15 protein-coding genes and 4 tRNA genes are annotated in these 19897 nt (G+C 41.1%); 2 read left to right on the top strand and 17 right to left on the bottom strand.

The window, feature by feature from the left end:
• Positions 1 to 66: 66 nt before the first annotated feature.
• The 14 genes from FHG08_RS00730 to xerD form a co-directional block, all read right to left on the bottom strand.
• Positions 67 to 1743, bottom strand: coding sequence for a P-loop NTPase fold protein (locus FHG08_RS00730; protein ID WP_178956550.1), 1677 nt, complete (start codon positions 1741 to 1743; stop codon positions 67 to 69).
• 210 nt (positions 1744 to 1953) lie between these two features.
• Positions 1954 to 3330 carry a Na+/H+ antiporter NhaC family protein gene (locus FHG08_RS00735; protein ID WP_109874150.1) on the bottom strand — a complete coding sequence of 459 codons (1377 nt, stop codon included), beginning with the start codon at positions 3328 to 3330 and terminating at the stop codon, positions 1954 to 1956.
• 107 nt (positions 3331 to 3437) lie between these two features.
• The gene (gene pbp4b, locus FHG08_RS00740) at positions 3438 to 5096 is read right to left on the bottom strand and encodes a penicillin binding protein PBP4B (protein WP_178956551.1); all 1659 of its coding nucleotides are present in this window, start codon (positions 5094 to 5096) and stop codon (positions 3438 to 3440) included.
• A gap of 10 nt (positions 5097 to 5106) precedes the next feature.
• The gene (locus FHG08_RS00745) at positions 5107 to 6282 is read right to left on the bottom strand and encodes an exo-beta-N-acetylmuramidase NamZ domain-containing protein (protein ID WP_178956552.1); all 1176 of its coding nucleotides are present in this window, start codon (positions 6280 to 6282) and stop codon (positions 5107 to 5109) included.
• Positions 6283 to 6777: 495 nt separating this feature from the next.
• Positions 6778 to 6854 (bottom strand) — tRNA-Arg (locus tag FHG08_RS00750).
• 43 nt (positions 6855 to 6897) lie between these two features.
• Positions 6898 to 6974: transfer RNA gene (locus FHG08_RS00755), tRNA-Arg, on the bottom strand.
• Between the two features lie 46 nt (positions 6975 to 7020).
• Positions 7021 to 7097, bottom strand: a tRNA-Arg gene (locus FHG08_RS00760).
• 35 nt (positions 7098 to 7132) lie between these two features.
• Positions 7133 to 7225 (bottom strand) — tRNA-Ser (locus FHG08_RS00765).
• 128 nt (positions 7226 to 7353) lie between these two features.
• A complete protein-coding gene (locus FHG08_RS00770; RefSeq protein WP_138606615.1) occupies positions 7354 to 7536 on the bottom strand; it encodes a hypothetical protein in 183 nt (60 codons plus the stop codon).
• Positions 7537 to 7889: 353 nt separating this feature from the next.
• Positions 7890 to 9425 carry a lysine--tRNA ligase gene (lysS, locus tag FHG08_RS00775; protein WP_054201888.1) on the bottom strand — a complete coding sequence of 512 codons (1536 nt, stop codon included), beginning with the start codon at positions 9423 to 9425 and terminating at the stop codon, positions 7890 to 7892.
• A 26-nt stretch (positions 9426 to 9451) separates the two neighbouring features.
• A protein-coding gene (prfB, locus tag FHG08_RS00780; RefSeq protein ID WP_109874146.1) for a peptide chain release factor 2 occupies positions 9452 to 10550 on the bottom strand; the annotation gives its coding sequence in 2 pieces (ribosomal slippage) (positions 9452 to 10474 and positions 10476 to 10550; 1098 coding nt in all).
• Positions 10551 to 10695: 145 nt separating this feature from the next.
• Positions 10696 to 12417, bottom strand: coding sequence for a single-stranded-DNA-specific exonuclease RecJ (gene recJ / locus FHG08_RS00785; RefSeq protein ID WP_178956553.1), 1722 nt, complete (start codon positions 12415 to 12417; stop codon positions 10696 to 10698).
• Positions 12418 to 12502: 85 nt separating this feature from the next.
• Positions 12503 to 13231, bottom strand: coding sequence for a bifunctional protein-disulfide isomerase/oxidoreductase DsbC (gene dsbC / locus FHG08_RS00790; RefSeq protein WP_138606619.1), 729 nt, complete (start codon positions 13229 to 13231; stop codon positions 12503 to 12505).
• Positions 13232 to 13304: 73 nt separating this feature from the next.
• Positions 13305 to 14231 (bottom strand): site-specific tyrosine recombinase XerD, encoded by a 927-nt coding sequence (xerD, locus tag FHG08_RS00795; protein ID WP_008110662.1) that lies wholly within the window; start codon positions 14229 to 14231, stop codon positions 13305 to 13307.
• Between the two features lie 105 nt (positions 14232 to 14336).
• Here xerD and fldB point away from each other — a divergent pair, with 105 nt between their 5' ends.
• Positions 14337 to 14858, top strand: coding sequence for a flavodoxin FldB (gene fldB / locus FHG08_RS00800; protein ID WP_008467792.1), 522 nt, complete (start codon positions 14337 to 14339; stop codon positions 14856 to 14858).
• Positions 14859 to 14904: 46 nt separating this feature from the next.
• Here the strand turns inward: fldB and FHG08_RS00805 are convergent, their stop codons facing one another.
• From FHG08_RS00805 to FHG08_RS00815, 3 genes are all read right to left on the bottom strand, one after another.
• On the bottom strand, positions 14905 to 15351 hold the full coding sequence (locus FHG08_RS00805; RefSeq protein WP_178956554.1) for a DUF2147 domain-containing protein: 447 nt from the start codon (positions 15349 to 15351) through the stop codon (positions 14905 to 14907).
• A gap of 176 nt (positions 15352 to 15527) precedes the next feature.
• Positions 15528 to 17537 (bottom strand): alpha-amylase family protein, encoded by a 2010-nt coding sequence (locus FHG08_RS00810; protein WP_178956555.1) that lies wholly within the window; start codon positions 17535 to 17537, stop codon positions 15528 to 15530.
• 156 nt (positions 17538 to 17693) lie between these two features.
• Entirely contained in the window at positions 17694 to 18392 is a 699-nt protein-coding gene (locus FHG08_RS00815) for a tRNA1(Val) (adenine(37)-N6)-methyltransferase (protein ID WP_178956556.1), read from the bottom strand.
• Positions 18393 to 18468: 76 nt separating this feature from the next.
• On the opposite strand from FHG08_RS00815, the gene srmB reads away from it, so the two are divergent.
• Positions 18469 to 19695 (top strand): ATP-dependent RNA helicase SrmB, encoded by a 1227-nt coding sequence (gene srmB, locus FHG08_RS00820; RefSeq protein ID WP_010391528.1) that lies wholly within the window; start codon positions 18469 to 18471, stop codon positions 19693 to 19695.
• The last annotated feature ends 202 nt before the right edge of the window (positions 19696 to 19897 follow it).

Here is a 19897-nt window from a genome sequence, read left to right on the forward strand (position 1 = left end):
TGGTGGTAATTTAAATAAGTAATTACCACCGAGAACACAGAGGCGCTTCGCGCTGCACAGAGATAGTTAACTATCGCCCATGTAATCTAATGGTGAAGAAAGCTCTATAAAATCACGGTAGTGCTCTTTAGTAATTTCTTCATAGCCATCTTTTATGTAAATGTAACTTAACCACAAGAGTGTAATATTGCCTACCCTAGGCTTTCTGACATCAGCATTTGCTAAGTTTTGTTCAGCGCTATGAAGTGCTGTTACGTTCTCACTACTTGAACTAAACATTAGAGTCACAGAATTTGTTGTATTATTAAATACTCTGCAAAAGATACTATCTATAAATTCAGTTAGTTTTATAGAGTAATTCCCAGTAGCAAAATTATTATTTCTACTTGTCATTTGACCTAAGTAAAATGAATTTGTGTAAGATAATGGTTCAATAAAATATTTTATCTCTGCTAGTTGTTGTACGCCTTGAATGCTCTGTTTTAAAAAATTATTTAAGCTTATATTTCGTACTTCGCCTTTATGGTTTTTTCCATCTCGTTTAAACCTTCCAGTAATTATCTCTTCATAAAGTGAGTGGTCTTTTTCATAGATACAAAACAAAACAGCGAGCACAAGTACATCAACTTTTTTACCACTTGGTAAATTTGCAATAATAGCTGTCATTCGTTCAGTAATTTGAATAGCTGTTCTTGCTGATACCTGAAAGGCGTCTAATACAATAGAAATATTGGCTAAAGCAGTTTCGTGGGTTTGTGCGCGGGGGAGTAACTCAATATTTTTACTTTCTAAATACGCCGTTTCAAATTTAGTTGTATCACTGTGTACAAATAAAAAGTCTTTTAATACAGGTCGTTTTAAGCTGTAACGGCTATTAAAAAAGCGACCTAAATAAACGTTTGCATCAAAGCCTTCACCATAAATTGATTTGATTGTATGTTGAAGTTGCTCAGTATCTGTTGCAACAACAAACACAATGCCTTTAACATCAAAAATATGTTTAATCGTCTCTAACATTTCTACCGCATAACTTGGGCGACAGCGATCTAATTCATCAATAAAAATAAATATGGGTAGCGACTTACCTTCCTGCTTTTCAAACTTACTTACCCAGTCTGCTAACTTGGATTTGATTACTTCGATGCTTTTATTCTTTGCTTCATGATCTTTAATCAAATTTTGTGCAAGCGCTTTTACTGCTGGTGAAAAGTCGCTACCAGTTAACTTGTTAGAATTTTGCTTTTGATCATCTTCAATTTCTTCATCAGAGAATAGTAATGTGTGTAACTCATCTAAATCTATGCCTGATATTTTTTTAGTTAGGCCTTGTGCAATAGCAGGTGCAACAGCCTTAAACATCGAAACTGCACTTTTAGGAATAGTTATATTAAACTTAGCCTGACGTTGAAGCTGTTTGATGATACCTGCAATTACAGTTAAAAATGGGTCGTCTGAATAGTCTTGCTGCCATGCATCAATATATACAACAGGAAAATCTACTATTAATTCTCGTGACCAACGCTTAAGAAAATAGGTTTTACCTGCCCCCCATTCAGCATTGAGATTTAATACATAGTTTTTCTTTTGCTCATCATCAGGCCTACTTTTGTCAAAACCTTCTTGAACCAATAGCCTTGATAAGAATGTGGCATAACGAGCACGATCTAATTTATCAGCAGGAAAATACTCCCCCAGTGAACGGTTGGTTGGCTTGTTCCAGTTGAAGCCTTTAATATCGTGCATTTAATTTCCCTTTAAACCATTCTTTTTCATATAGTGCCATACTACATTCAATAAACGTAACCTATTAATAAAAAGCTATTATTATTTATCTCTGTGTAGCACGTAGCGCCTCGGTGTTCTCGGTGGTGATCAATCTTAAACAAAAAAGCCTGCAGATTTGCAGGCTTTAAACTCACTCACTTTGTTGGGTTTCGCTACGCTCTACCCAACCTACAAAACAATTAAGCTCGTTACTAAGTAAGCAACAAACGTTAGGCCGCCGCCCACTAACGCATACGGTAATTGGGTTTTAACGTGGGTGAGTAAATCACAACCCGAGGCGATGGCTGATACTGCGCTGGTGTCGGATATAGGGGAACAATGATCGCCAAATATCCCGCCACCTAAAATAGCGCCTACCACCAGCGATGGCGGTAAACCAAGCGCTTGAATAAGCGGTACGCCAATAGGGATGAGGATGGCAAACGTGCCCCACGATGTACCCGTAGTAAACGACATAACCGCACCGGTTAAAAACAGTACTGGCACTATTAAATATATTGGTAAGTAATCGCCAACCAAAGATGCCACAAACACGCCTGTGCCTAGCTCTTTTAAGCTTGCGCCCAAGGTCAGCGAGAGCAATACAATACTTACCAGTGGGAGTAATTCGCCCATGCCTTTAAAGCCGGTATCAACAAGTTGGTGGTGGGTAAACTGGCGCGATCCAATCATTAAACAATAGGCTACAACAATAGCTAAAACGGTGGCGTACAATACTGATTTTGAACCGCTGCCCTCGGCAAGTACGCCGTTACCGGTATAAAACATAAAACCGACCATGCTCACAATCAGCGTAAGTAATGGCACCAACATAAAGCGTGCTTTAGAGCCTTTTACTTCTTCTTTTAGCTCGGTTGTTTGTAGCTCTAGTTTTTGCTCGGCTACTTTCATTGGGCCATGTACTTTATCGAACGCAATGGTATAAAAAACAATAACCAGAGTGATTATGGCGTAAAAGTTATAGCCTACACTGCCCCACAGCACCGATACGGCCGACTCGCCTAATTCGTAATTACCTAACAAGCCCAGTACAAATGCACCCCAGCCGTTTAGTAATATTAAAATACATACAGGGGCGCTGGTGCTATCGATTATATAAGCTAAACGCGCGCGGCTCATTTTAAATTTATCGAACAGGCCGCGAGATAAAATACCCGAGGTAAGCACACTTAAGTTTGACTCTATAAATACCGCAACGCCGGTAAACATAGTTAAAAAGCCCACTTGGCGCTTACTTTTAGCAACGCCTTTGTTCATCAGCAAATTAACAGTAGCAGCAACACCGCCAGATTCGCGAATATAGGCAAGTAAGGCGCCTATTAAAATACTAAAGATGAGTATACGGGTATTACCAGGAGAACTGGCCACAGCAACTATGCGCTCAATGCTATTTAAAAACGTAGTAAATACGCTATTTCCTTCACCTTGTAATGCGAGTAAAAATTCCGATGAAATTACCGCAACAAGCAGCGCCATAATGACTTCTTTGCGCCAAAACACAATAATAATGGCAATCAGCGGTGGCAAAATAGAATACCAATGCATAAACAAACCTTTTTAATTTTTATAATAAACGCGGCTTTAACAGCCTTGGTTAGTTAATAGTAAGCAGTTAACTTAATAGATTTACACCATTAAGTCACTCACTGAGTTTACTGATTTAACAGCGCCTCATAAATTAATGAAACAATAGAACCATATTGAGCTGTTTCAAAGTTTTTACCTACAAACTGATAACGTTTTTCACTACCTTTAATTGGTGAATGGCGTGCATTGGTAAGTAAAACAATAGCTAAATCGTAAGCGGGATCAATCACAGTTACTGTGCCAGTCCAACCTGTGTGTCCATAAGCTTGTGGGCTGGCATATGGGCCAAAGTGCCAGCGCCGCGCTTGATTATTTCCTGCAAGACGAAAACCTAAGCCGTAGGTTTCATCGGTACTTTGTGGGGTTAAAAACTGCGCCAAACTACTGGCATTAAAAATTTGCTTATCGCCGTAACCGCCCTTGTTGAGCAACACTTGGCATAAAACGGCTAAATCGGGGGCATTACTAAATAGTCCTGCATGGCCTGCTACACCATCAAGTGAATAAAAAGCACGCTCATCATGTACCTGCCCTTGCAGTACATTGGTGCGAATATTATCAAAATGAATACGGCCATCGCGGGTATTTCCACTTAGCTCCGTGGCGGCAAACTGCTGACGATTAAAGCCTTTTTTAAGCGGGTTAAATAAAGTGTTGTTAAGCTTTAAAGGCGCGTAAATATGCTGCTCTAGGTATTCGTCGAGCGGTTGGCCGCTAATACGCTCAATTAAAACTCCTAAAATCATGTAATCAATATCAGAGTAAACATGCTGAGCGCTTGGCTCACTGGCTAGTGGTACGCTGGTAAGTAGTAATTGTTTAGTGGTGTCGCTGGCTTGTGAAAAAAAAGCTTCGCCATAGCGGGTGTCTTTTCGATGAAAGTCGAACACAGGCGGATAACCGGCTTTATGAGTGAGTAAGTCTTTAACTTGGCGCAGCTCTCGTCCATCGCCTTGGTATTCTGTTAGGTAATCACTCACTCTGTTATTTATGTTTAATTGCCCTTCGCTTACTAGTTTCATTAACGCAAAGTTAGTAGCAAATATTTTTGTGTTTGAGGCTAAATCAAAGAGTGTATTTGTTTGCATGGGCTCTGGGCGTAACAACATTAAGTCATTTTGCTGATATTGCTTGGCATCACCATAAGCGGTTAATTTTAATATCTTACCCGCTTTAATTATCGCTAATACCGCACCAGGAAAGCCCGCACTTACATCTTTTTCTATTAGCTTATCTACCGCACTAAAATCAATGGTTTTAGCCACTGAGCTATTTAGAGTAGCAAAGGCAAATCGCAGAGTTAAACTACCGTTAGCTGGTTGAATGTTATCAACCTTAAAAGTATTAACTCCGTTGTGAGTGTACTGCCCTAAATTAAAGGCATACTCAGTATTTTTTTGCAGGGTATCAAGCGCTAACTTTTTATTATTAATATAAATATCGGCACTTAAGGCACTTTCATTTTGTAGTAATAATTGCCCTCGCCCTTTATATGCTTTAAAGGTCCCACGATTATTTACATATTCTCGGCTACTGGGGTTGGACTCAGGAAAGGTAGCAATAACTTGCGCATTAGCGAGGCTCTGTATTTGATTAGGAATAAACGGGCGCTGAGATTTAATTGCACTGCTTGCGCCACTGCAACCGGTAATAATAAAGCAAAGCGTAATTGTCAGTGCGTTAAAAAAAGTACGCTTTGCTAACACGGAAAAATTTAAATACACACTCATTCCTTTATTGGTAGAGCAAATAAGGCGCTCTTTGCTGTTTAAATTGCTCAAGCCCCGCTTGCCAACTTTGCTTAATTTCCTCAGCTGTTCGCCTCGCTTCTATGGCAAGTCTGAGCTGATCAGTTCCTGCGAGTTTATCCATAAAATCGGCACGTTCAAAAAACACCTGCTTAGCCTGAGTCAGTTGCTGGTAAACATTAATTAAATAATTTAAGTTTAAGCCTGTGATATTACTATGGCGTAAATCAATCCCTTTCACCATTTGGTCTTTAAATTTAGGATTAAGCGCTGCGCCTTTTATTGAACGCGGAGTAAAGCTAAAGTCCCCAAGTGCTACTGGTGAATAACCAATAACCTGAAATGCAAAGTCAGTTCCTCTACCTATGCTAACAGGGGTTGCTTCAAAAAAGCACAACGACGGATACAGCGCTATTGATTGATCGTTGGGTAAATTAGGGCTTGGTTTTACCGGCAAACTGTATGGCGTTGTGCGGGTGTAGCCTGCAACAGGGATCACGCTCAGTTGTAAATTAGCAGCTTGATTGATCCAGCCCTCGCCTTTGATCATTTTAGCAAGCTCGCCTACCGTCATGCCGTGCAGCACGGGTATTGGGTGCATGCCTACAAACGACTTAAAGTCGCGCTCAAGTATTGGCCCATCAACGTAAGCAATATTGGGGTTTGGCCTATCAAACACAATAAACTCAATATCTTGCTCGGCTGCGGCTTCCATCATGTAATGCATAGAGCTTATGTAGGTATAAAAGCGCACGCCTACATCTTGAATATCAAAAATAATAACATCTACATTGCTAAGAGCTTCGATACTTGGTTTTTTGTTTTTGCCATAAATAGATATAAGCGGGATACCAGTTTTGCTATCAACGGCGTTTTTAACATGCGCTCCCGCGTCATGATCGCCTCGAAAGCCATGCTCAGGTGCAAAAATTTTAGTAATATTGATGTTTTTAGCCAGCAAGCTATCAACTAAATGCGTTTGCCCCACTACAGAAGTTTGATTAACCACCAGCCCTACACGCTTATTTTTTAATTGCGGTAAATAATGTGCGAACTGCGCAGCGCCAACCACAGCTAAGTTTTGCGCTTCGCTTTGCTTCGCATTCACATTAAATAAGCTGCTAAATAATAATACAAAGGTGATAAATACGGCTTTAAACATACAGCAAGATCCTTTTAAACAAGGTGTTTAAAATACCACACCTTAAGTTAAAGAGCAGTGAATGGTTTTAAGTGGATACGTAACTAATTAGAAGCTGCGCTTCTCACGCGAACACGTTCTGCGTCTACGCTGAAATTTTTAACAGGGGTGTTTGTTTGGCTTAACTGAAAGCTAAAAGCTAAAAACCTTCTCAAATTTCAGGCACAAAAAAACCGACTTAATGTCGGCTTATGTATGAAAGTGGTGGGCGCAGGACGTATCTTGTAAGAGTGAACCTCTGACAGTCTGGTTCGTAGCTAGCTACTTTGCCATATTCACTTTATTTTAGGCACAAAAAAACCGACTTAATGTCGGCTTATGTATGAAAGTGCTGGGCGCAGGACGTATTTTGTAAGAGTGAACCTCTGACCGTCTGGTTCGTAGCTAGCTACTTTCCCATATTCACTTTATTTTAGGCACAAAAAAACCGACTCAATGTCGGCTTATGTATGAAAGTGGTGGGCGCAGGAGGATTCGAACCTCCGACCGCCTGGTTCGTAGCCAGGTACTCTATCCAGCTGAGCTATGCGCCCACTTTCATATTTACTTATTTATACTCTAAGTGAGAGTTGAAAGTGGTGGGCGCAGGAGGATTCGAACCTCCGACCGCCTGGTTCGTAGCCAGGTACTCTATCCAGCTGAGCTATGCGCCCACTTTCATTTTTGCTTGTTTTAACTCTAAGCAGAGTGTGTAAAGAGTGGTGGGCGCAGGAGGATTCGAACCTCCGACCGCCTGGTTCGTAGCCAGGTACTCTATCCAGCTGAGCTATGCGCCCATCTTTACGTTTACAAGATTTCGCCATTTAAAAAATGGTGGAGAGGGAGGGATTCGAACCCTCGATAGAGCTACAAACTCTATACTCCCTTAGCAGGGGAGCTCCTTCGGCCACTCGGACACCTCTCCGTCTTGTGGGGCGTATAATAAAGATTTCAGAAAATATGTCAAACACTTTTCTGACAAAAGTGACTATATGGCTATAGATTGCACACATGTCTGGTTTTAAAGTGTAATTAGTTTGAAAATTAATCAGGTTAGGTATTTGGAGTGCTTGAGTTTACACCCATCACTGGCACTAGTTCATCCGTAAGTTCAGCAAGATATTGCTCTTGGTAGCCCAATTTTTGAAACTCAGCAATACACGCGCGGTAATAAGCTTGTCGCTGTTGCTCTGTGGTGCTCTCATCGGGTAAAGACTCTACTCGTTTAGCTTTCATATTATTTATCTAAGTCCTTTAGAAATTTTTATTTTTACGACTAATAATGACCGTGTACAAATTTCGGCCATATTTTAGCTAAAAAATTCACATAAATACAACATAATGTTTAAAAAACAATCATACCAAAAAGTTATAGCACTGCTTTAATGTTGCTAAGCAGTGAGGCAACTTTATGATAATGAAACTGAATTAAAGGTTAATATCCCTTTGTACTTACATTTTATTATCAGTGTAGTACTTATTAATTAAAAGCCCTAATATAAAGTTTAGGCAATGTCTCACAAACAATAAGGCAAAAAAAACGCCGCTAATTAGCGGCGTTAATAATTTTATAGTTTATTCCTTCAAGCTTAGTCAGCTTGTGGGCGCATGTGCGGGAATAAAATAACATCTTTGATAGTTGATGAGTCAGTAAATAGCATCACTAAACGGTCAATACCAATGCCCTCACCTGCCGTTGGTGGTAAACCATACTCAAGTGCGCGAATGTAGTCTTCGTCATAATGCATTGCTTCATCATCACCAGCGTCTTTCTCTTCAACCTGACGAGTAAAACGCTCAGCTTGATCTTGTGCATCGTTAAGCTCTGAGAAACCATTTGCAAGCTCACGGCCACCAACAAAGAATTCAAAACGGTCAGTTACAAATGGATTTTCGTCGTTACGACGTGCAAGTGGAGATACTTCCCACGGGTAGCCTGTGATAAATGTAGGTTGGATAAGCATATGCTCAGCCGTTTCTTCAAATATTTCACATAAGAACTTACCTGGGCCCCATACGCAGTTTTCAGGAATTTTAACGTGTACTTGTTTAGCGTACGCTTTTAATTCTTCAAAGTGGTTTTCTGGGTCGTTAAATACCGCAGCATCAAACTCTGGGTTATATTTTAAGATAGCATCTGCCATGCTTAAACGCGTGAACGGTTGACCAAAGTCATACTCTACTGAATCAACAACGTCGCCGTTTTCATCTTTAGTGGTGTTAACCACAATTGGGCTGCCCAGTACATTAGTTGCAACTGTACGTAACATGTCTTCGGTGATGTTCATTAAATCAATGTAGTCAGCGTACGCTTGGTAGAACTCAATCATAGTGAATTCTGGGTTGTGGCGTGTCGATAACCCTTCGTTACGGAAGTTACGGTTAATTTCGAATACGCGGTCAAAACCACCTACCACTAAACGCTTTAAGTAAAGCTCTGGTGCAATACGCAAGTACATATCGATATCAAGCGCATTATGATGCGTTACAAACGGACGTGCCGTCGCGCCACCAGGAATAACCTGTAGCATTGGCGTTTCTACTTCCATAAAATCGCGGTCAGCTAAAAAGCGACGAATGCCTTCAACTACTTGTGAGCGAATGCGGAATGTTTCACGCGTTGCTTCGTTAGTAATTAAATCAACATAACGTTGACGGTATTTAGTTTCTTGATCTGATAAGCCATGGAATTTTTCTGGTAGTGGACGAAGTGACTTAGTCAGCAGTTCGTACTCTGTCATTTCTACGTATAAATCGCCTTTACCTGATTTGTTCAGCGCGCCTTTAACACCAATAATATCGCCAATATCAAGCTGACCATATTTTGCTTTTAAATCTTTTTGAACGTCTTTTGAGGCATATGCTTGTACACGGCCTTTCATGTCTTGAATAGACATAAATGGACCACGTTTAGCAAGAATACGACCTGCTATCGATACTACGTGCTGTAATTCGATTAGCTCTTCTTTACTCTTATCACCAAACTCAGCCTGCAAATCTGCCGTGTAATGCTCACGACGGAATTGGTTTGGATGACCGTTGGCTGGGCAATTTTCGCGAATAGCGTCTAATTTGCCGCGACGCTCAGCGATTAACTTATTTTCGTCTTGGATTTGATCAGTCATTTTTTAGCTCTTTTTTAGCTTGGTGGTTATAAACCAGATTTTAAGCTGGCTTCAATAAATTTATCTAGGTCGCCATCGAGTACCGCTTGAGTGTTACGGTTTTCAACGCCAGTACGTAAATCTTTAATACGCGAGTCATCAAGTACGTATGAACGAATTTGACTTCCCCAGCCAATATCAGACTTGTTGTCTTCTTGGCTTTGCTTTTCAGCATTTTGCTGCTGTAGCTCAAGCTCAAATAATTTCGCTTTTAACTGCTTCATTGCTTGGGCTTTATTTTTATGTTGTGAACGCTCGTTTTGACATTGCACCACGGTATTAGTTGGTACGTGAGTAATACGTACCGCCGATTCGGTGGTATTTACGTGCTGACCACCCGCGCCTGATGCACGGTAAACGTCTATACGTAAGTCAGACGGATTAATATCAATCTCAATGTTGTCATCAACTTCTGGGTAAACAAACGCAGATGCAAACGAGGTATGACGACGGCCACTTGAATCAAATGGGCTTTTACGAACTAGGCGGTGTACGCCTGTTTCAGTGCGTAACCAACCATAAGCGTATTCGCCAGAAAAACGTACCGTTGCACCTTTAATACCAGCAACATCACCATCGGTCGCTTCAACTAGCTCTACTTTAAAGCCTTTTGCTTCACCCCAGCGTAAGTACATACGCAGTAAAATATTACACCAGTCTTGTGCTTCTGTACCGCCAGAGCCTGATTGTAAATCAAGGTAGGCATCGTTTGAATCGTGAGAGCCTGAAAACATACGACGAAACTCAAGCCCTTCAAGCTGCTGGTTTAAATCAGCTAGTTCGCTTTGTGCTTCATCAAAGGTGTCTTGATCTTCGGCTTCAACAGCAAGCTCGACTAAACCTTCAACATCGTCAGTACCAGCAACAAGGTTATCGATTGTTTCAACCACGGCTTCTAGTGCTGACTTTTCACGACCAAGGGCTTGTGCGCGCTCAGGCTCATTCCATACGGCTGAATCTTCAAGTTCGGCGTTAACTTCTTCTAAACGTTCTTGTTTAAGAGCGTAGTCAAAGGTACCCCCGAAGCAGTTCAGTACGTTCGCGAATTTCCTTGATTTGATTAATCACAGGATTCACTTCAAACATGTACATTACTCCAAAATGGCTAGGTTATTGCGCACTTAAAAAAGAGACCGAGCGCAATTAAAAATCATTAAATAATAAAAACGCCCGATTTTAACAAAAAACCGCGCGTTTTATTAGCCTTTTATGCATGGTTTGAAGATATTTTTTAGCCCACTTTTTCAAGCTCTCTAACTATAAGTTGTAAGCTAAATTTACCTCTAAATTCATTTATATCGAGCTGATACGCTACTTTAACAAACTGCGCCTCGGTATCTGGCCACGCTTTTACATCAATCCCAAAGGCAATGGCATCCACTAAGCGTGCAGACTGATGCTTTAATACTAGCTTTAAGTGTTTTTCACCCACAATACGCTGCTGGATTACTTCAAAGGTGTGTTCAAATATCGGCTCAGGAAACTGCTGCCCCCACGGGCCCGATTGTTTTAAAAGCTGGGCAAAATCCATGCTAAAGCAGTCATTAGGTAGCTCACCATCGGTAAATACAATACAGCGTTTACTTTCTTCACTGAGTTGCTCGCTAACTGCACTATCAAATGCGCGTTTGAACTCAGTAAATTGCTGCTCGTTAATACTTAAACCTGCCGCCATTGCGTGGCCGCCAAATTTATTAATTAAACCAGGCTGCGCAGTGTTTAACCCCTCAAGCAGGTCGCGCATATGCAAGCCTTCAATAGAGCGACATGAACCTTTTACTTCACCGTTTTCGCCACCCGCAAATATCACGGTTGGGCGGTGGTATTTTTCTTTTAAGCGCCCCGCTAAAATGCCAATAACACCTTGATGCCAATCGTCTTGATACAAACAAATAGCATCAGGCACACTATCTTCTTTAAATGCTAGCCTATCGAGCACGGCTTGCGCCTCTACTTGCATACCTTGCTCTATTTCACGTCTGGCAAAGTTTAAGCTATCAAGCTCGCCGGCTATGCGCCTTGCTTGATTTATGTCGTTGCTAAGTAAGCAAGCTATACCCAAACTCATGTCATCTAGGCGCCCAGCTGCATTTAAACGCGGCGCTAATGAAAAGCCAAAATCGCTGGCACTTAAACGAGCTGCATTACGATTAGCCACTTCAATCAGTGCGGTGATACCTGGGCGCGTTTTACCGCTGCGAATACGTGCCAAGCCTTGATGCACTAACGTACGGTTATTCGCATCCAGAGCCACCACATCGGCCACCGTACCAAGGGCTACAATATCGAGTAAGTCAGCAATATTTGGCATAGGATGTTGGTTAAAGTAGCCTTGTTCACGCAGCGCACTTCTCAGCGCGATAAGTAAATAAAACGCCACACCAACACCAGCTATCGACTTAGAAGGAAAATCACAGTCATGACGATTAGGATTAACAATAGCATCGGCATTCGGCAGTTGCTCGCCTTGTAAATGGTGATCTGTAACCAGCACTTTAATGCCTGCGGCTTTAACAATATCAATCCCTGCAATACACGAAATACCGTTATCTACGGTGATCACTAAATCGGGCTGCATAGTCACTATTTGCTCAGCCAATGCTGGGCTTAAACCATAACCTAGACTAAAGCGGTCTGGCACTAAGTAATCTAAATGAGTAAAGCCAAACATGGCCAGCCCTTGCATTAAGGTGGCGGTGCTGGTTGCGCCGTCGGCGTCAAAATCGCCAACAATAAGTATTTTGCTTTGTGCATGCAGCGCATCAATTAACAGTTGGCTGGCTTTGTCTATATCTTTAAACAACTTAAAGTCGAGTAAAGTAGCCGCACTATTATTTAATTCATCAGCATGGCAGACGTTACGCGTGGCATAAATTTGCTTAATAACAGGATGTAGATGACTAGGTAGATGAGAGTCGTCAACGGGTTCTCGCGCAATGATCATTTTTTTCATGCTGGTTTTTTAACTTATGATGTTCATAACAAAAAGACAAAAAAAGGCCATAAAGGCCTTTTTAAACAGGTACTCAGGTTTTTAATTAACCTGCTTTATTCGCCTCAAGCGCAGCGCTTAATGCGGCTGCTGGTTGGTAGCCTGGGATCATCGTGCCATCTTCTAAAATAATAGCCGGTGTACCACTAACACCAAAACTTTGGCCTAATTGGTAATGCTCTGCAACGGGTGCGCTACAATCTTTTACAATTTGTGTATCCGAGCCCGATTTAGCTTCAGTAAGTGCTTCTTGCTGATCTTTAGCACACCACACATTCATTAAATCAGCATAACCTGACCCCTGTAGGCCGCCACGTGGAAATGCGAGGTATTTAACCGTAATACCCGACTCAAGTAAGTCATCAAGCTCTCGGTGTAATTTACGACAGTAACCACAGCTAATATCTGTAAACACGGTAATGCTGTGTTTTTCTTCTGGCGCTTTATACACAATCATTGAATCTTCGTATTCTTTTAACCCTGATTGGCGCACACCATTAAGTGCTTGCTCGGTTAAATTATTACGGTTGTTTAAATCGATTAGCGTACCTTGCATTAAAAACTGACCGTCAGGGCTTGCATATAGCACCCCTTTATTGGTAATCAATTCTTTTAAGCCTGCAACCGGACTTGGGTTAATTTGTTTTACAGTTACTCCAAGCGCGGCAAATTTTGTCACGATAGGATCATTGGCATCGGGTGTTACTGCAACGCCATTAGCAAAAGCGCTCAAACTAGTGCACAACATGGCACCTGCTAACATTAATTTTTTCATAACGGGTTCTCTATCCTAAAAAATACTTATCTTATCGTGTCTATATGACCGGCTTAGTGACAAAAAAATTCGCTTAAGCACGAGGATGGTGCTCAGCATGCACCGATTTTAATCGCTCATTCGCTACATGCGTATAAATTTGGGTAGTTGATAGGTCGCTGTGGCCAAGCATCATCTGCACCACACGCAAGTCAGCCCCATGATTTAATAAATGCGTTGCAAATGCATGTCGCAAAGTGTGAGGTGATAACGGCGACTCAACGGATGCCAAAATAGCATAGTGTTTAATCCGATGCCAAAAAGTTTGTCGTGTCATGCCCACCCCACGTTTAGAGGGAAAGACAAAATCGGTGGCATGTTTTATCATTTGTGCTCGCCCAAGCTTTAAAAATTGCTCCAGCCAATACATAGCCTCTTCACCTAAAGGCACTAATCGCTCTTTATTTCCTTTACCTTTTACAAACACCACAGCTTGGCGCAAATTTATTTGCTCCATTCTCAGCCCTACCAGCTCAGTTACCCGCAAGCCCGTTGCATACAATAGCTCTAGCATGGCTTTGTCGCGCAGCCCCATTGGCTCTTCTATATTGGGGGCACTTAATAGTGCCTCTACTTCGGCTTCAGAAAGCGTTTTTGGTAATGATTGCCCCGCTTTAGGCTGAGCAATATTGACCATAGGTGAGTCGCTAATTATTTTTTCGCGTACAAAGTACTGATAAAAACGTTTTAATGCACTAATGCTACGCGCAGTACTGCGTGGCTTTAGCCCTAAATCAACACGGTGTGCCAAGTAACTTTCAACATCTAAGCTGGTTACCGTCATTAAGTTTTCGCCTTTTAAAAATTGGCAAAACTTATCTAAGTCACTGCGATAAGCGCTCAGTGTGTTTTCACTTACGCCTTGCTCTAAATAGAGGCTATCAAGAAAGGTTTCTAAAAAGTCGCTATTGCTGCTTAGCTCAGTATTTTGTTCAGGTAAATCGTCAGATAGCGTTGTCACGTTGTGATCTCATGTTGGTAATACCACGGGAGAAGGTATCAATTAAAAATACCTTACGGTAAACTTGAGCCTATCATAACAGGCAATTACACAGTGATAAATACGATGCAGATTGGTTTATTTTTTGGTTCTACTACCTGCTATACCGAAATGGCGGCAGAAAAAATACGCGATATTATTGGCGCCGACATTGTCAGCTTACATAATATTAAAGACGAGCCGCTTAAAAACGCTGAGCAATATGACTTTATCATTTTTGGTATTTCTACGTGGGACTTTGGCGAAATTCAAGAAGATTGGGAATCAAAGTGGGACGACATAAAAGACGTTGACCTAAATGGTAAAACTATCGCCTTATTTGGCATGGGCGATCAGCAAGGGTATGGCCAGTGGTTTCAAGATGCGTTAGGTATGTTGCACGATGAAATAAATGCCCAAGCCATTACTCAACTTGGCTTTTGGCCTAACGATAGTAATTACGAATTTGAAGCGTCTAAAGCCCTTACCGAAGACGGTAAACAATTTGTAGGTTTAGCATTAGACGAAGACAGTCAGTACGAGCTAAGCGACGAGCGTATTGCCACTTGGGTAGAACAAGTGATGACAGAGTACGCTGAAACCCTATAACTCAGCGTGCAAAGAGCGCTGCTATGCAGCGCTTTTTAATCCTTAACTACTCTACTTTTAACCAGTATTGGTTACGGTAAAAAAAGCCCACATAACCACGCACTTCTAACTGTTCACCATTTTGCTGCAAAGTTAGGCGCACGCTGTAGGTTTTACCATTATTGGGGTCGAGAATTTCACCGTCTTCCCAACTACCATCTCCGGCATAAGTCACATCTTCAATAATGGTCATGCCTAGCATCGGCTGATTCTTTTTATCACCACCACACTCGCTGCAAAGCGCATCTTGCTTATTTTTATTGAGTATTGTTTCAATTTTGCCAGTCAGTACGCCGTCTTGTTCAGTAATGCGTACATAAGACTTTGCTTCTTTGGTGTCTTCATTAATGGTTTTCCAAAGCCCTACAGGACTCATGTTTGCATGCGCACTATGGCTTATAAATAAAGCTGCAGCGAGAGTGCTTAGCAAAGTTAGTTTATTAAAGTTTTTCATTGAGTTGCTTTAATTTTAAATAGCGAATAAAACGATAATACCAGCTGATTTATAAACACACTATGAAATTACATAGCTAATTAGGTGCATGTAAAAAATAAAAACCAAGTGCGTTTTAACACACTTGGTTTTTAAATAATAATCACGTTTTAAAGTACATGATTAAAAGTGCATATTTAAAAATCACGTACCTCTACACTTGAGCTATTAAATTCAAACATATTAATTTTGCCGCACTGGGCCATATGGTTAGTGCTTGCATATGGGGTGTTTGCTTGATTTATATCGCCCTCCCACTCAGGGCCATTTTTTACAAATGCTTTGAGTTCAAACCAGCCGTTAACGGCTTTACTGCAATCCATATCAACATCAAGCATCCAGTAGTGTTCGCCCCATATGTTAAGTGGTGTAACGCCAAAACCATCATTATCTACCGTTTTTTGCGCGCCATATTCACTAGGCCATATATTAGTAGTCCAATCCATCGCGGTACCTTGCGCCTTACTGCTTTGACCTTGCTCAATACCATACCAATCTAGGTAATTATCGTTTGCTTTCCAAGGCAAAGTGGTGTTGTTTTTTAAATTGTTGTGACGAATAGGCATGGCACATTCAATGTTCGTTGTTTGGCAGTTTCTACCAAGGTTTGCATTCGCATAAATGTGATCTATTCCACCACGAACAAACATATCTTGCCCGCTTTGTGTTTGCGCATTGATAAAAACAACGGTTCTTTGCCAATCACCACCGTTATTAGGAAGCGAGCCTTGTAGTAATTTAGCCTTTTTATGAATAGCCATGGCATCCCATGGCGCCACATTTAAATTAATAGTGCCGTTACTATTAACTGTAATAACCTCACCACTACAGCTTTTAGCATCACTCGAAAGCTCACCTTTTAATACGTTACAGTACTGACCAGCAGCCATATCTGTTTGAACCGTTGAATTTAAGGTTGAGTCTTCTTTATTAATTGCCATATGGCCTGAGCTACCTCGCCCAAATGCAATCTGGTTATTGGTGTTATCCCACCAGTTTGTTACACCCCAGTTATCGGCAGTGTTATTTCTAAAATCAACACCACCAGCAATGTACGACCAACGATGCTCACACTTCCATTTGCTTGCAAAACACTCCAAGTTACCATTGTTGTGCACTGGCACACTTGGCCCACCTGCATCGGTATCACCATGAAAGTCATAACTCGACATGACTTTTGGATACCCATACGGATATGCCAACATAAAAACGTTAGCTAGATCGTATAAACGGCCATCTTCAAAAGTAATTACATTACCCGCACCACCATGCCCGCGTTGGTTATCATGGTTATCAACAAATACCACAGCTGACGAACTTGGCATAAAACCCCAACCTTCACCAAAATTACTTAGCCACGCAAGCGAGCCATTTCTAAACGTATTACCAAGTTGGGTACTATATTTAAACTCAGTAACTAAACCTGTACTTAAATACTCTGAAGCATCTACCGCTTCAGTACCTTGATCTATCACCTCATGAAACACCACTGGCGAACCATTTATTTTAGCCATTAGACTTTGAATATCGATTGCAGCAACATGCTTAGCAGCATCAAACCTAAAGCCTTTAACACCTAAAGCTTGCAGGTCATTAATATAGGCCGCTAACGTATTTTGCACATAAGTTGAAGCGGTATTTAAATCGGCAAGCCCTACCAGCTCGCAATGTTGCACACGATAGCGGTTATTACCGTAATCTTCAGGGTTAATTGAGCAGCTTTGGTGAAAATCTTGTGGGCTATAAATAGGATATTGTTTATTACCAAAGTTATTACCGGCGGTACCAGTACCATTGCCTGCAGCCATATGGTTTATTAGCGTATCAACATATATATCTACGCCTGCCGAATTACATCGATTAACCATATCTATAAACTGCGTCCGGTTCCCGCCACGGCTTTGCAGTTGGTAGCTCACAGGTTGGTAGCGAGTCCACCATTGATTACCTGTAATATGCTCGTTAGGCGGAGATACCTGTACAGCAGCATACCCTTTGGGCCCTAAAAACTGTTCACATTCTTGGGCTATATCTTGCCAGTTCCATTCAAATAGATGCACAAATGTTGTAGGTGCAGCCATAGCTAAGCTTGGTAAAGTTAAGCCAAGGCTTAATCCTGCAGTGGTGATTATTTTATTCAGCTTCATAGTGTGTGTTCCAAGTGTTGAGCGAGTTAAACAACATACTCGACGTTATTTACAAGTGGTTAACACTAGTCTGGTGATTGATTAAATAAAAACTGAATACGTATGCATAATGGGTAAATTATCTTTCTTTTTAAATAACTAAGCTCAATTTATAGCTTACATCTTTAAATAAAATGCTTTGCAAAGCCCGACATAATCAGCTGTGTAGGTGTTGTTTTCATCTTTTATGCAAAGCACTGTTTGTTGTAATTCTGTTTTGATTGAGCTAAAGCGCATTAAGCTACGACTGAACACTTTACTCGGTGTAGTTTTTACTTTGCAATGCGCGTTTAAATACAGCCCTTGTTGCTGCGCCAAGGTTATAAATAACTGTGCCTCTTTGCTGGGTAAAATTAAATTAAAGTGTGCCTGTTTATGCGTTAAGCGTTTAAACGCAGCAATCAGTTCTGCAAAGCTTAAACCATCGGTATGGCGAGCGGCATTGCGTGCTGCATTATCACTTTTTAAACTGTGATTAAAATAAGGCGGATTAGATATAACGCAATCAAATTTAGTCTCAGCCGCAAAATGCTGAATGCCTTGATGATAAATACTAATATCAGGCCAAGGGCTTTGCTGGCAATTTTTTACAGCTTGCTGGTAGGCGGCTTCATCAACCTCAACCGCACTCACCTTTAAATCTGGCACTCGCTGTTTACACATTAACGCCAACAACCCCGTGCCTGTGCCAATATCTAATAACGAACTAGCATCGCTTAAATCAGCCCATGCCCCGAGTAAAATACCATCGGTAGAGACCTTCATGGCGCACTGGTCGTGCTCAACCTTAAATTGTTTAAATGCAAAACCAGACATTTTTTCACCTTTTCATTCACCAAGTAGATTTAAGTGCGTATAATTAACGGCAATTGTCCCCTATTTTTGACACTCTATGCAATTTTCTGAATTTGATCTTGATAATAAGCTACTCAATGCTATTAATAAAATGGGTTTTGAAACCCCTACTAGCATTCAACAACAAGCCATTCCTGAGGCGTTGCAAGGGCGTGATATTTTAGCGTCTGCACCGACAGGTACGGGTAAAACGGCGGCATTCTTAATTCCAGCAATTCAATATTTAATGGATTTCCCGCGTCGTGATCCGGGCTTTGCACGGGTATTAATTATGACCCCAACTCGCGAGCTTGCTTATCAAATTCATGAACAATGTGAGTTACTTGCAAAACAAACCCACTTAAAAATTGGGGTGGTTACCGGCGGTATTAATTACGGTACACACAAAGAAATTTTTGAAAATAATAACGACATTTTAATCGCCACACCTGGGCGTTTAATGGAGTATTTGGAAACTGAAAACTTCCACGCAGAAAACGTAGAAATGCTCATTCTTGATGAAGCCGACCGCATGCTCGACATGGGCTTTCGTAAAGAAATGCTGCGTATTTGTGATGAAGCTAAAAACCGTCGTCAGTGCTTTTTATTCTCAGCTACTCTTGAAGGTGACAGCGTAGAATTATTTGCAGAGCGTATTTTAAACGACCCGGCTCTACTTGAAGCCGAATCATCACGCAAAGAAAAAGCTAAAATACATCAATGGGTTCATTTAGCTGACGATTACCATCACAAGCTTGAGCTATTAGTTAACACCTTAAACGGCCCTGATGTTAGTAAAGCGATTGTGTTTGTAAAAACTCGTGAGCGCCTTGAAACCCTTATTGGTGAACTAACCAATAACGGCGTTAAAGCTGCGTGGCTACGTGGTGAAATGCCACAAGATAAACGCATGAAAGCGATGGAAAATTTCCACAGTGGCAAAACCCGCATTTTAGTCGCGACCGATGTAGCCGCGCGTGGTATTGATGTAGCTGATATAAGCCACGTAATTAACTTTGATATGCCTCGCACTGCAGATGTTTACGTACACCGTATTGGCCGTACAGGTCGCGCGGGTAAAAAAGGCATAGCAATTTCACTAATTGAAGCACACGATATTGGCATCCTTTACAAAGTAGAACGTTACATAGAGCAGAAGCTAAAACGCCGTGTATTTAAAGGATTAGAGCCAAAACATAAAGAAGCTAAGCCACCAGTTAAAAAGCGTAAAGATCCAGTAAAAATGAAAGCGAAGAAAAAAGCCAAAGCTAAAAAGAAAAAATAGCTTTAGCTTTAGTACATTTGATTGAGCCGACGTTTGTCGGCTTTTTTGTGGCTTAAAAACAGTGAGTAAGCAATTCAGAGTAATATGTAAAAACTACTTAGCTGAATAACCACTTAATAAAATACCCAATTATTTCAAACAGTTAAATTTGGAATGAAACTTGTAACCCTAGTCAATATATGAGTATTAAAACGCCAAATAA

Origin of the sequence: Pseudoalteromonas sp. Scap03 (assembly GCF_013393115.1) — a bacterium.
Lineage (GTDB): Bacteria > Pseudomonadota > Gammaproteobacteria > Enterobacterales > Alteromonadaceae > Pseudoalteromonas.

Bases quoted from the DNA above. Each gene is read 5' to 3' on its own strand.
- FHG08_RS00730 (WP_178956550.1), bottom strand. From the start codon at position 1,743: ATGCACGATATTAAAGGCTTCAACTGGAACAAGCCAACCAACCGTTCA.
- FHG08_RS00735 (WP_109874150.1), bottom strand. From the start codon at position 3,330: ATGCATTGGTATTCTATTTTGCCACCGCTGATTGCCATTATTATTGTG.
- FHG08_RS00745 (WP_178956552.1), bottom strand. From the start codon at position 6,282: ATGTTTAAAGCCGTATTTATCACCTTTGTATTATTATTTAGCAGCTTA.
- FHG08_RS00770 (WP_138606615.1), bottom strand. From the start codon at position 7,536: ATGAAAGCTAAACGAGTAGAGTCTTTACCCGATGAGAGCACCACAGAG.
- lysS (WP_054201888.1), bottom strand. From the start codon at position 9,425: ATGACTGATCAAATCCAAGACGAAAATAAGTTAATCGCTGAGCGTCGC.
- recJ (WP_178956553.1), bottom strand. From the start codon at position 12,417: ATGAAAAAAATGATCATTGCGCGAGAACCCGTTGACGACTCTCATCTA.
- dsbC (WP_138606619.1), bottom strand. From the start codon at position 13,231: ATGAAAAAATTAATGTTAGCAGGTGCCATGTTGTGCACTAGTTTGAGC.
- fldB (WP_008467792.1), top strand. From the start codon at position 14,337: ATGCAGATTGGTTTATTTTTTGGTTCTACTACCTGCTATACCGAAATG.
- FHG08_RS00805 (WP_178956554.1), bottom strand. From the start codon at position 15,351: ATGAAAAACTTTAATAAACTAACTTTGCTAAGCACTCTCGCTGCAGCT.
- FHG08_RS00810 (WP_178956555.1), bottom strand. From the start codon at position 17,537: ATGAAGCTGAATAAAATAATCACCACTGCAGGATTAAGCCTTGGCTTA.
- FHG08_RS00815 (WP_178956556.1), bottom strand. From the start codon at position 18,392: ATGTCTGGTTTTGCATTTAAACAATTTAAGGTTGAGCACGACCAGTGC.
- srmB (WP_010391528.1), top strand. From the start codon at position 18,469: ATGCAATTTTCTGAATTTGATCTTGATAATAAGCTACTCAATGCTATT.